Origin of the sequence: Pantoea sp. B566 (genome assembly GCF_024793925.1) — a bacterium.
Classification (GTDB): Bacteria; Pseudomonadota; Gammaproteobacteria; order Enterobacterales; family Enterobacteriaceae; genus Pantoea; species Pantoea ananatis.
The window spans coordinates 3,748,450-3,761,604 of the sequence record NZ_JANUQL010000003.1; the positions used below are offsets into that span (position 1 = coordinate 3,748,450).

General features: G+C 53.6%; 10 protein-coding genes. All 10 read left to right on the forward strand.

The features are described from left to right. Positions 1 to 9 precede the first annotated feature (9 nt). The 10 genes from rseP (at position 10) to accA (ending at position 13,099) form a co-directional block, all read left to right on the forward strand. Entirely contained in the window at positions 10 to 1,359 is a 1,350-nt protein-coding gene (gene rseP / locus NYE92_RS19005) for a sigma E protease regulator RseP (RefSeq protein ID WP_014592964.1), read from the forward strand. A gap of 51 nt (positions 1,360 to 1,410) precedes the next feature. Then, positions 1,411 to 3,822: an outer membrane protein assembly factor BamA gene (gene bamA, locus NYE92_RS19010; protein WP_014592965.1), complete on the forward strand. Its 2,412-nt coding sequence runs from the start codon at positions 1,411 to 1,413 to the stop codon at positions 3,820 to 3,822. A gap of 96 nt (positions 3,823 to 3,918) precedes the next feature. Then, on the forward strand, positions 3,919 to 4,419 hold the full coding sequence (locus tag NYE92_RS19015) for an OmpH family outer membrane protein (protein ID WP_014606549.1): 501 nt from the start codon (positions 3,919 to 3,921) through the stop codon (positions 4,417 to 4,419). Positions 4,420 to 4,422: 3 nt separating this feature from the next. Further along, entirely contained in the window at positions 4,423 to 5,448 is a 1,026-nt protein-coding gene (gene lpxD, locus NYE92_RS19020; protein ID WP_013024695.1) for a UDP-3-O-(3-hydroxymyristoyl)glucosamine N-acyltransferase, read from the forward strand. Between the two features lie 152 nt (positions 5,449 to 5,600). Then, on the forward strand, positions 5,601 to 6,056 hold the full coding sequence (gene fabZ, locus NYE92_RS19025) for a 3-hydroxyacyl-ACP dehydratase FabZ (protein ID WP_006117769.1): 456 nt from the start codon (positions 5,601 to 5,603) through the stop codon (positions 6,054 to 6,056). 3 nt (positions 6,057 to 6,059) lie between these two features. Beyond that, entirely contained in the window at positions 6,060 to 6,848 is a 789-nt protein-coding gene (lpxA, locus tag NYE92_RS19030; protein ID WP_210494707.1) for an acyl-ACP--UDP-N-acetylglucosamine O-acyltransferase, read from the forward strand. 3 nt (positions 6,849 to 6,851) lie between these two features. Continuing rightward, a complete protein-coding gene (lpxB, locus tag NYE92_RS19035) occupies positions 6,852 to 8,000 on the forward strand; it encodes a lipid-A-disaccharide synthase (protein ID WP_013024698.1) in 1,149 nt (382 codons plus the stop codon). Continuing rightward, complete coding sequence (rnhB, locus tag NYE92_RS19040; RefSeq protein WP_014606548.1) at positions 7,993 to 8,619, forward strand: ribonuclease HII; 627 nt, start codon at positions 7,993 to 7,995, stop codon at positions 8,617 to 8,619. Before lpxB ends, rnhB begins: the two co-directional genes overlap by 8 nt. Positions 8,620 to 8,647: 28 nt before the next feature. Then, positions 8,648 to 12,130: a DNA polymerase III subunit alpha gene (gene dnaE, locus NYE92_RS19045; RefSeq protein WP_014592968.1), complete on the forward strand. Its 3,483-nt coding sequence runs from the start codon at positions 8,648 to 8,650 to the stop codon at positions 12,128 to 12,130. 12 nt (positions 12,131 to 12,142) lie between these two features. Then, complete coding sequence (gene accA, locus NYE92_RS19050) at positions 12,143 to 13,099, forward strand: acetyl-CoA carboxylase carboxyl transferase subunit alpha (RefSeq protein WP_013024701.1); 957 nt, start codon at positions 12,143 to 12,145, stop codon at positions 13,097 to 13,099. Positions 13,100 to 13,155: the final 56 nt, after the last annotated feature.

Here is a 13,155-nt window from a genome sequence, read left to right on the forward strand (position 1 = left end):
CAAACGACGATGTTAAGCGTAATCTGGAGTTTTGCCGCATTTATCATTGCACTGGGCGTGTTAATCACCGTGCATGAGTTTGGCCATTTTTGGGTGGCGCGGCGTTGCGGTGTGAGAGTAGAGCGCTTTTCTATCGGCTTTGGCAAGGCGTTATGGCAACGCCGCGATCGTCACGGCACCGAATTTGTGATTGCGCTCATTCCCCTTGGCGGTTATGTCAAAATGCTGGACGAGCGGGTAGAAAGCGTTCCCGCCGAGCTTCGGCACCAGGCGTTTAACAATAAAGCGATTTGGCAGCGCGCGTCTATTATTGCTGCCGGCCCGATTGCCAATTTCCTGTTTGCTATCTTTGCCTACTGGGTCGTGTTCATCCACGGCGTACCGGGTATTAAACCGGTAGTTGGTGAAATTCTGAACGGTTCGGTCGCCGCAGAAGCGCAAATTACACCCGGGACGGAACTTAAGGCCGTTGACGGTATCGAAACGCCTGACTGGGAAGCTGTGCGCATGGCATTGATCGGTAAAATCGGTGATGCCAGCACGACATTAACAGTGGGTCGTTTTGGCGAACAGGGGACGCAGCAAAAACAGGTCGATTTGCGCAACTGGCAGTTCGAACCTGATAAGCAGGACCCTGTCGTCGCGCTGGGAATTCGTCCCCGGGGCCCGCAGATTGAAACGACCCTGGCTGAAGTGCAAAAGAATTCGCCTGCCAGTGCAGCCGGTTTGCAAGCTGGCGACAGGATCGTTAAAGTCGATGGTCAGTTATTATCGCAGTGGCAGCCTTTTGCTACCCAGGTTCGGGATAACCCAGGAAAAAGTATTGCTCTTGAGGTCGATCGCAACGGTGACGCGGTGCAGTTAACCCTGACGCCCGAAGCGAAACCTGGGAACAAAGCACAAGGGTTTGCGGGGGTGATTCCCCGAGTCGTACCGCTGCCAGACGAGTATAAAACGGTAAGACAATATGGTGCGTTTTCAGCCATTGGTGAAGCCAGTGTAAAAACCTGGCAGTTAATGAAGCTGACCGTCTCTATGTTGGGCAAGTTAATAACCGGCGATGTGAAGCTGAACAACCTGAGCGGCCCGATTTCGATTGCGCAAGGTGCAGGTTTGTCAGCCGAGTATGGAATGATTTACTACCTGATGTTCCTGGCGTTGATTAGCGTCAACTTAGGGATCATCAACCTGTTCCCGCTACCGGTTTTAGATGGTGGGCACTTGCTCTTCCTTGCGATTGAAAAGATCAAAGGGGGACCGGTGTCCGAGCGAGTTCAAGACTTTAGTTACCGCATCGGTTCAATACTGCTGGTGATGTTAATGGGGCTTGCACTTTTCAATGATTTCTCACGTTTGTAACCGCTGGAACGCGAGCTTACGTGGGATGTGTTAGGAAAACGCATAATAACGATGGCGATGAAAAAGTTGCTCATAGCGTCGCTGCTGTTTAGCAGCGCCACCGTTTACGGTGCAGACGATTTCGTGGTGAAGGACATTCATTTCGAAGGGCTGCAGCGAGTCGCCGTCGGCGCGGCTCTGCTGAGCATGCCAGTTCGGGTTGGCGATACGGTGAATGACGATGACGTCAGAAATACCATTCGCTCCCTGTTCGCAACTGGCAACTTTGAGGATGTTCAGGTCCTGCGAGATGGTAATACGCTGATTGTTCAGGTCAAAGAACGTCCCACCATCGCCAGCATTACCTTCAGCGGTAACAAAGCGGTTAAAGACGATCAGCTCAAACAAAACCTTGAAGCCTCAGGCGTGCGCGTCGGCGAAGCGCTGGACCGCACCACCATCTCTTCGATTGAGAAGGGCCTGGAAGACTTCTACTACAGCGTGGGCAAATACACCGCCAGCGTTAAAGCCGTAGTCACACCGCTGCCGCGTAACCGCGTCGATTTGAAACTGGTGTTTACCGAAGGTGTTTCTGCCAAAATTCAGCAGATCAATATCGTCGGTAACAAAGCTTTTAGCTCCGACGAGCTCATTTCCCGCTTCCAGTTGCGTGACGAAGTGCCGTGGTGGAACGTGGTGGGCGACCGTAAATACCAGAAGCAGAAACTGGCGGGCGACCTTGAAACCCTGCGCAGCTTCTATCTGGATCGGGGTTATGCGCGTTTCAACATTGATTCGACCCAGGTCAGCCTGACGCCGGATAAGAAAGGCATCTACATCACCGTGAACATTACCGAAGGCGATCAGTACAAGATTGCTGGCGTAATCGTAAACGGCAGCATGGCGGGTCATTCGGCCGAAATCGAACATCTGACCAAAATTCCGGCGGGCGAGCTGTATAACGGCACGAAAGTCACGTCGATGGAAGATGACATTAAAAAACTGCTGGGTCGCTACGGCTATGCCTATCCACGTGTTGTGACACAGCCTGAGATTAACGATGCGGATAAAACCGTTAAGCTGCACATCAACGTCGATGCGGGTAACCGCTACTACGTGCGTAAAGTGCGCTTCGAAGGAAACGATACATCAAAAGATGCCGTACTGCGTCGTGAAATGCGTCAGATGGAAGGCGCCTGGCTGGGCAGCGACCTGGTCGATCAGGGCAAAGAGCGTCTGAATCGTACGGGCTATTTTGAAACCGTTGACGTGGATACGCAGCGCGTTCCCGGCTCACCTGACCAGGTTGACGTGGTCTATAAAGTTAAAGAACGCAATACCGGTACCTTTAACTTTGGCGTCGGCTACGGTACAGAAAGTGGCGTGAGTTTCCAGGTCGGTGTTACCCAGGATAACTGGCTCGGCACCGGTAATACCGTGGGGATTAGCGGCACTAAAAACGATTACCAGACCTATGCAGAATTCTCCCTGACCGATCCCTACTTTACCGTTGACGGTGTGAGTCTGGGCGGCCGGGTGTTCTACAACAACTTTAAGGCCAGCAACGCCGATCTCTCCGGCTATACCAACAGAAGTTACGGTACAGACGGTACATTGGGCTTCCCAATCAACGAGAACAACTCGCTGCGCGTCGGTCTGGGCTATGTCCATAACGACCTGTCAGACATGCGTCCACAGGTTGCGATGTGGCGTTATCTTGACTCGGTCGGTAAGCCACAGCAGTTGAACAGCAACGGCGACTTCTCTGCTGACGACTTCACCTTTAACTATGGTTGGACCTATAACACGCTCGACCGTGGTTTCTTTGCCACCTCAGGTAACCGTACTAACCTGAACGGCAAAGTCACGATTCCGGGTTCAGATAACCAGTTCTACAAAATGACCCTGGACAGCCAGCAGTATGTTCCGATCAATAAAGATCATACCTGGGTTGTGTTAGGTCGCGGTCGTGTGGGCTACGGTGACGGCATTAGCGGTAAAGAGATGCCGTTCTATGAGAACTTCTACGCCGGCGGTTCGAGTACCGTGCGCGGGTTCCAGTCCAATACCATCGGTCCGAAAGCCGCTTACCTGAACAATGGTTCGTCATACTGTAACCTGAGCGATCCGAACGGTATCTGTAAGTCGAGCGATGCAATCGGGGGTAACGCGATGGCGATTGCCAGCCTTGAGCTGATCACGCCAACACCGTTCCTGAGTGAGAAATATTCGAATTCCGTCCGCACTTCGCTGTTTGTGGATGCGGGTACGGTCTGGGATACCAAATGGCAGAACACGGCGGAGACGCGCGCGGCCGGTATTCCTGACTACAGCGATCCGAACAACATTCGCGTTTCGACCGGTGTGTCTTTGCAGTGGATGTCACCGCTGGGGCCGTTAGTCTTCTCCTATGCCCAGCCGGTTAAGAAAGTTGAGGGAGATAAGTCAGAGCAGTTCCAGTTTAACATTGGTAAAACCTGGTAATGTTCTGTACAGGGATGTTAAAAAATTAGCTTGCACACGTGGGGCATTGCTATGCTCCACGCTGCAAACATACATGTTGAGGGTAAGGAGTTTATAGTGAAAAAGTTGTTATGTGCAGTTACTCTGGGTGTTGCATTGGCTGCTTCTGCTGGCGCACAGGCGGCGGATAAAGTCGCAACTGTGGATCTGAGCCAGGTTTTCCAGAAATCACCTCAGCGCGCGACTATCACCAAGCAGCTCGAGAGTGAATTCCAGGGCCGCGCGGCAGAACTCCGTTCTCAGCACGACAAAATCCAGCAGGAAATGCAGGATCTGCAGCGAAACGCGCCAACCATGAAGGCGAGCGAGCGCAGCAAGAAAGAGAAGCAGATTGACTCTGAGCGTAATGCTTTCCAGGCAAAAGCCGACGCGTTTGAGAAAGACAACCAGACCCGTCAGGTTCAGGAGCGTAACAAGCTGCTGGAAAAAATCCAGACTGCTGTTCAGTCGGTTGCCAAAAGCGGCGGCTATGACCTGGTGCTGAATTCTCAGGCTGTGCTGTATTCGGGTTCTGATGTTAAAGACATCACCGATGAAGTTGCGAAGCAGGTTAAATAATCGATGTCATCAATTCGACTGGCTGATTTAGCCCAGCAGTTGGATGCAGAATTGCACGGAGATGGCGATATCGTCATCTCCGGCATTGCTTCTATGCAATCCGCCACCACTGGTCAAATCACGTTTCTTGCCAACAGCCGTTACCGCGAGCAGCTCGCCCTGATACAGGCTTCAGCCGTGGTGCTGACGGAAGCGGATCTGGAGTGGTGTAAAACCGCCGCGCTGGTTGTTAAAAACCCCTATCTTACCTATGCGCGAATGGCGCAGTTACTGGATACGACGCCGCAGCCTGCGCAGCACATTGCGCCGAGCGCCGTAATCGATTCCAGCGCCAGACTGGGTGAGAATGTGTCCATCGGCGCCAATGCCGTTATTGAGTCCGACGTGGTACTCGGTGACAACGTGGTCATCGGCCCAGGCTGTTTTGTGGGCAAAAAAACCCGTATCGGCAACGGCTCGCGTTTATGGGCTAACGTCTCGGTTTACCATGAGGTGCAGATTGGTCAGGATTGTCTGATTCAGTCCGGCACGGTGATAGGTTCAGATGGGTTCGGTTATGCTAACGATCGTGGCAACTGGGTGAAAATCCCGCAGTTGGGTTCGGTCATCATTGGCGATCGGGTCGAAATCGGTGCCTGTACCACCATCGATCGTGGTGCGCTGGATAACACTCTGATCGGCAATGGTGTTATCATAGATAATCAATGTCAGATTGCTCACAACGTGGTTATTGGCGACAATACTGCGGTTGCTGGCGGTGTGATCATGGCGGGTAGTTTGAAAATTGGTCGTTATTGTATGATTGGCGGTGCCAGCGTCATTAATGGCCATATGGAAATCTGTGACAAAGTAACCGTAACCGGCATGGGCATGGTTATGCGTCCGATAACAGAACCTGGTGTATACTCCTCAGGCATTCCATTACAGCCCAACAAAACCTGGCGCAAAACTGCAGCGTTGGTGATGAATATCGATGAACTAAGCAAACGCTTAAAAGCAATCGAGCGGAAAGTCGGCAAAGACGACTAGACGCCATCCCATGACAGACCGGCTTTCATAATAACAGTGTTAAGCAGGGAAGCCAGGCGCCACGGAACCTATTTGCGGCCTGCCAACGATCATGATGATCGGTGCAGGCCGTGTTATTGATGTCATCAGATTTTTAGGACAGGAAGAGTATTTTGACTACTGAAACTCATACTCTGCAAATTGAAGAGATTTTAGAGCTGCTGCCGCACCGTTATCCGTTTCTGCTGGTAGATCGCGTGCTGGATTTTGAAGAAAACAAATATCTGCGCGCCGTAAAGAATGTCTCCTTTAACGAGCCGTTTTTCCAGGGGCATTTCCCTGGTAAACCGATTTTTCCCGGCGTTCTGATTCTGGAAGCGATGGCACAGGCCACCGGCATTCTGGCATTTAAAAGCGTGGGTAAACTGGAGCCAGGCGAGCTTTATTATTTTGCTGGCATTGATAATGCCCGTTTCAAGCGTCCGGTCGTACCGGGCGATCAAATGATTATGGAAGTGACCTTCGAGAAAACCCGCCGTGGTCTGACTCGCTTCAATGGCGTAGCGACTGTCGACGGTAAAATCGTCTGTGAAGCGACCATGATGTGTGCCCGTAGCCGGGAGGCATAACTCGTGATTGATCCAACCGCCAACATCCATCCCAGTTCAGTCATCGGAGACGGGGCTGTTATCGGCCCCGGCGTTCATATTGGTCCTTTCTGTTTTGTCGGGGCGAATGTCGAGATTGGTGAGGGAACCGTCCTTAAGTCACACGTGGTGGTAAACGGCCATACGCGTATCGGTAAAGACAACCAGATCTATCAGTTTGCTTCTATCGGTGAAGTGAATCAGGATCTGAAATACGCGGGTGAACCTACCCGTGTTGAAATTGGCGATCGTAACCGTATTCGTGAAAGCGTGACCATTCATCGTGGCACGACTCAGGGCACAAATGTCACGGTTGTCGGCAGTGACAATCTGTTGATGGTTAACGTCCATATCGCGCATGACTGTGTCATTGGCAACCGCTGCATTATGGCCAACAATGCGACACTAGGCGGCCATGTCACTGTCGACGATTTCGCCATTATTGGCGGCATGACGGCCGTGCACCAGTGGTGCACCATTGGCGCACATGTGATGGTTGGTGGTTGTTCAGGCGTGGCTCAGGATGTGCCGCCCTATGTCATTGCGCAAGGCAACCATGCCACGCCATTCGGTATCAACATTGAAGGCCTGAAGCGCCGTGGCTTCAGCAAAGAAGCACTGCACGCTATCCGCAACGCCTACAAGTTACTTTATCGCAGCGGCAGAACGCTGGATGAAGTCAAACCGGAAATCGAGGCGATTGCTCAGCAGCACAGCGAAGTGCAGCCTTTCTTTGATTTCTTTGCTCGTTCAACTCGTGGATTAATTCGCTAATTCATGTCAGCGCGTCCCCTTACGATTGCCCTGGTCGCCGGAGAAACCTCTGGCGATATCCTTGGCGCAGGCCTGATTCGGGCATTAAAAGCGCGTCATCCTGATGCCCGTTTTGTTGGCGTCGCGGGTCCGCTAATGCAGGCCGAAGGTTGCGAAGCCTGGTACGAGATGGAAGAGCTGGCGGTGATGGGCATTGTGGAGGTGCTGGGGCGGTTACGGCGTTTATTAAGTATACGTCGCGATCTTACGCAGCGCTTTACCGCGCTTCAGCCTGACGTCTTTGTCGGTATTGATGCGCCGGATTTCAACATCACGCTGGAAGGCCATCTCAAACGCGCAGGCATTCGCACCATTCATTACGTCAGCCCCTCTGTCTGGGCCTGGCGACAAAAGCGCGTCTTTAAAATCGGCCGCAATACCGATCTGGTATTGGCGTTTCTGCCGTTTGAAAAAGCCTTCTACGACCGTTTCAACGTTCCCTGTCGCTTTATTGGTCATACCATGGCGGATGCCATGCCGTTACAGCCCGACAAGGCCGCCGCTCGCCGCCATCTTGGCATAGACGAGCACGCGCTCTGTCTGGCACTGCTTCCCGGCAGCCGGGGTGCCGAAGTCGAAATGCTGAGTGCGGATTTCCTTAAAACCGCACAGCGTCTGCGTACGCACTATCCGGCGCTGGAAATTGTCGTGCCCCTGGTTAACGCTAAGCGCCGCGAACAGTTTGAAAAAATTAAAGCGGAGGTCGCGCCTGAGCTGCCGATGCACCTGCTGGATGGTCAGGGCAGGGAAGCCATGGTGGCAAGTGATGCTGCGCTACTGGCTTCGGGAACGGCGGCGCTGGAGTGCATGCTGGCAAAATGCCCGATGGTGGTTGGCTACCGCATGAAGCCGTTTACCTTCTGGCTGGCTAAACGACTGGTCAAAACGGATTACGTCTCTTTGCCGAATCTGCTGGCCGGGCGCGAACTGGTCAAAGAGCTGTTGCAGGATGAATGTCAGCCTGAGGCGCTGGCCGCGGCGCTGGATCCGTTGCTGCATGCCAGTCGTGAACGTGAAACGCTGCTGAACACCTTTTATGAACTGCACCAGCAGATCCGCTGGAACGCTGACGAACAAGCCGCAGATGCGGTGCTGGAGCTTGCCAATGGCTGATTTTATCTATCCTGCCGCCGGTTGTATTGCCGGGGTGGACGAAGTCGGGCGCGGGCCATTAGTCGGGGCCGTTGTGACCGCCGCCGTGATCCTCGATCCCGCGAATCCTGTTCCCGGCCTGGCAGACTCCAAAAAACTGTCAGAAAAACGCCGTCTCGCGCTGTTTGATCAAATCAAAGAGAAAGCGCTCGCCTGGAGCCTGGGGCGCGCAGAACCGGACGAGATCGACAATCTTAATATCCTGCACGCCACGATGCTGGCGATGCAGCGCGCGGTCGCTGGCCTGTCCATCACGCCAGACTTTGTGCTGATTGACGGCAATCGCTGTCCGGCGTTGCCGATGCCTTCTCTGGCGGTGGTGAAGGGCGACAGCCTGGTCGCCGAAATCAGTGCCGCCTCCATCATCGCCAAGGTCACGCGCGATCGTGAAATGGCAGAGCTGGATTTGTTGTTTCCGCAGTATGGTTTTGCGCAGCATAAAGGTTATCCTACGGCGTTACACATGGAAAAATTGACGCAGTACGGTGCAACCCCTCATCACCGCCGCAGCTTTGCGCCGGTGCGTAATGCGCTGATTGATGCCGATGTACTGGCGAGCAGCCTGACCACGCTGCGCTAATCCGAACCTGTTTTAACCGGAAACTGATATGGCCGAACCCCGTTTTATACATCTGCGCGTACACAGCGACTATTCCATGGTCGACGGCCTGGCGAAAACCGGCCCGTTGATCAAGAAAGCGGCTGCGCTGGGTATGCCAGCCATCGCGATTACCGACTTCACCAACCTTTGCGGGCTGGTGAAATTTTACGGCGGTGCGCACGGGGCAGGGGTTAAACCGATTATCGGGGCAGATTTTAACGTTGCCAGCGAGTTGATGGGCGATGAACTGACCCAGATTACCGTGCTGGCGGCAAATAATACCGGCTATCAGAATCTGACACTGCTGATTTCCCGTGCTTACCAACGGGGTTACGGTATTGCTGGCCCGATTATCGATCGCGACTGGCTGGCCGAACTGCAGGAAGGACTGATTCTGCTGTCCGGGGGCCGTCGAGGGGATGTTGGCCGCAGCCTGCTACGAGGTAACAGCGCGCTGGTGTCTGACTGCCTGGCTTTCTATCAACAGCATTTCGCCGATCGCTACTTCCTGGAGCTGGTCCGTACCGGTCGTCCTGATGAGGAGAGCTATCTGCATGCGGCGGTTGAGCTGGCGATTGCAGAAGGGATCCCCGTTGTTGCCACGAATGAAGTCTGCTTCATCAATGAAGAAGATTTCGACGCCCACGAGATCCGCGTTGCCATTCATGATGGTTACACGCTCGACGATCCGAAACGTCCTCGCCATTACAGTCCTCAGCAATACATGCGCAGCGAAGAGGAGATGTGCGAGCTGTTCGCGGACATCCCGGAAGCGCTGGAAAACAGCGTAGAGATTGCTAAGCGTTGTAACGTCACGGTCCGGCTGGGTGAGTACTTTCTGCCCCAGTTCCCGACAGGGGATATGACCACCGAAGACTTTTTGGTGATGAAATCCCGCGAGGGGCTGGAAGAGCGCCTCGCGATGCTGTTTCCGGACGAAGCCGTACGGGCCGAAAAGCGGCCGGAATACGATGAACGTCTGGAAGTGGAACTCAACGTTATTAACCAGATGGGGTTCCCTGGCTACTTCCTGATCGTGATGGAGTTTATCCAGTGGTCGAAAGATAACGGCGTGCCGGTTGGGCCGGGCCGTGGTTCTGGTGCGGGATCCTTAGTCGCCTATGCGCTCAAGATCACTGACCTTGATCCGCTGGAGTTCGACCTGCTGTTCGAACGTTTCCTGAACCCAGAACGTGTTTCCATGCCCGACTTCGACGTCGATTTCTGCATGGAGAAACGTGACCAGGTGATTGAACACGTGGCCGACATGTACGGCCGCGAAGCGGTGTCTCAGATTATTACTTTCGGCACCATGGCGGCTAAGGCGGTCATTCGTGACGTGGGACGCGTTCTGGGCCATCCCTATGGTTTTGTCGATCGTATTTCAAAGCTGGTGCCGCCCGATCCGGGCATGACGCTGGAAAAAGCCTTTGCTGCAGAGCCGCAACTGCCTGAAATTTATGAGGCCGATGAGGAAGTCAAAGCGCTAATTGATATGGCGCGCAAGCTGGAAGGTGTTACGCGAAACGCCGGTAAGCACGCGGGTGGAGTAGTGATTGCGCCCACCAAAATTACCGATTTTGCGCCACTGTACTGTGACGAAAACGGCCAGTATCCGGTGACGCAGTTTGATAAAAATGATGTGGAATATGCCGGCCTGGTGAAGTTTGACTTCCTGGGGCTGCGTACGCTGACCATTATCGACTGGGCACTGAAGATGATTAACCCGCGCCGTGAAAAGCAGGGGTTGCCGCCGATCGATATCGCCACCATTCCGCTTGAAGACAAGAAAAGCTTTGATATGCTGCAGCGCGCGGAAACCACGGCGGTTTTCCAGCTTGAATCGCGCGGCATGAAAGATCTGATCAAGCGTCTGAAACCTGACTGCTTTGAAGACATGATCGCCCTCGTGGCGCTGTTCCGCCCTGGCCCGTTGCAGTCGGGCATGGTGGATAACTTTATCGACCGTAAGCACGGTCGGGAAGCCATCTCCTATCCTGATATCCAGTGGCAGCATGAAAGCCTGAAGCCGGTTCTCGAGCCGACCTACGGCATTATCCTGTATCAGGAACAGGTGATGCAGATCGCCCAGGTCCTGTCTGGCTATACGCTCGGCGGGGCGGATATGCTGCGTCGCGCCATGGGTAAAAAGAAACCCGAAGAGATGGCCAAGCAGCGCTCCGTATTTAAAGACGGCGCTGAAAGCATGGGCATCGACGGCGAACTGTCGATGAAAATCTTCGATCTGGTAGAGAAATTTGCCGGATACGGTTTTAACAAATCGCACTCTGCGGCTTATGCGCTGGTGTCCTATCAAACGCTGTGGCTGAAAGCGCATTATCCGGCCGAATTTATGGCTGCGGTCATGACGGCGGATATGGATAACACGGAAAAAGTGGTTGGCCTGGTGGATGAGTGCTGGCGCATGGGGCTAAAGGTCCTGCCGCCGGATATTAACTCGGGCCTGTATCAGTTCCACGTCAATGATGAGGGCGAGATCGTTTACGGCATCGGCGCCATTAAAGGCGTCGGTGAAGGGCCGATCGAAGCGATCATCGATGCGCGTAACGAGGGCGGTTATTTCCGGGAGCTGTTCGATCTCTGCGCGCGCACCGATACCAAAAAGATCAACCGTCGGGTCATGGAAAAACTGATCATGTCAGGTGCCTTTGATCGTCTCGGCCCACACCGCGCTGCCTTAATGAGCGCCCTTAACGATGCGCTGAAGGCGGCGGATCAGCATGCGAAAGCCGAAGCGATCGGCCAGGCGGACATGTTTGGCGTACTGGCCGACGAGCCTGAACAGGTAGAACAGTCCTATGCCAGCGTGACGCCCTGGCCGGAACAGGTGCAGTTGGATGGTGAACGAGAAACCCTTGGGTTGTATCTTACCGGCCATCCTATTAATCAGTATTTAAAAGAAATTGAGCGTTACGTTGGCGGGATGCGTTTGAAAGATATGCATCCTACCGATCGTGGTAAGATTACCGTTGCGGCAGGTCTGGTGATTGCTGCGCGTGTAATGGTGACCAAACGCGGCAACCGAATTGGTATTTGTACACTTGACGATCGTTCCGGCCGTCTCGAAGTCATGTTATTTACCGATGCGTTAGATAAATACCAGCAACTGCTGGAGAAAGACCGTATCCTGATCGTCAGCGGACAGGTCAGCTTTGATGACTTCAGTGGTGGGCTTAAAATGACCGCCCGGGAAGTCATGGACATCGACGAAGCGCGCGAAAAATACGCCCGTGGACTTGCTATCTCGCTGACGGACAGGCAAATTGATGACCAGCTATTAAACCGACTCCGTCAGTCCCTGGAACCTCATCGTTCAGGGACAATTCCAGTGCATCTCTACTATCAGAGAGCCGACGCGCGAGCGAAGCTACGCTTTGGTGCAGCGTGGCGAATTTCGCCCAGCGATCGTTTACTCAACGATTTGCGGTCGTTAATTGGATCGGAGCAGGTGGAACTGGAGTTTGACTAAAACAGGAACATTATGAGTCTTAATTACCTGGATTTTGAACAGCCAATTGCAGAACTGGAAGCGAAGATTGATTCGCTAACCTCGATTGGTCGTCAGGACGATAAACACGTCAATCTCGACGAAGAAGTGAAGCGACTGCGCGAGAAAAGCGTTGAGCTGACCCGTAAAATCTTCGCCGATTTGGGCGCATGGCAAATTGCACAACTGGCACGCCATCCGCTACGTCCTTATACCTTTGATTACGTGCGCAATGCCTTTGACGATTTCGATGAGCTGGCGGGTGACCGTGCTTATGCGGATGACAAAGCCATTGTGGGCGGGATTGCGCGCCTTGATGGTCGCCCGGTCATGATCATTGGTCACCAGAAAGGACGTGAAACCAAAGAGAAGATTCGCCGTAATTTTGGCATGCCAGCACCAGAAGGCTATCGCAAAGCGCTGCGCCTGATGGAAATGGCTGAGCGTTTCAAGATGCCAATCCTGACCTTTATCGACACGCCTGGCGCTTATCCTGGCGTTGGTGCGGAAGAGCGTGGTCAGTCTGAGGCTATTGCCCGTAATCTGCGGGAAATGTCCGGTCTGAAGGTGCCTGTGATCTGTACGGTCATCGGTGAAGGCGGTTCCGGTGGTGCGCTGGCCATTGGTGTGGGTGATAAAGTTAACATGCTGCAGTACAGCACTTACTCTGTTATCTCTCCGGAAGGCTGTGCCTCTATTCTGTGGAAAAGCGCCGATAAAGCGCCTCTGGCAGCCGAAGCGATGGGTATTACCGCGCCGCGTCTGAAAGAGCTGAAGCTGATTGACTCGGTTATCCCTGAGCCACTGGGCGGGGCGCATCGTCATCCTGTCGAAATGGCGCAGTCGCTGAAACAGCAACTGCTGGCCGATCTGGCCGATCTGGAAGGGCTCAGCACCGAAGAACTGCTCGATCGCCGTTATCAACGTCTGATGAGCTACGGCTACGCCTGATTGTGCTTCATGACGATAAAGCGGACTTCGGTCCGCTTTTTTTATGCCATTAATCT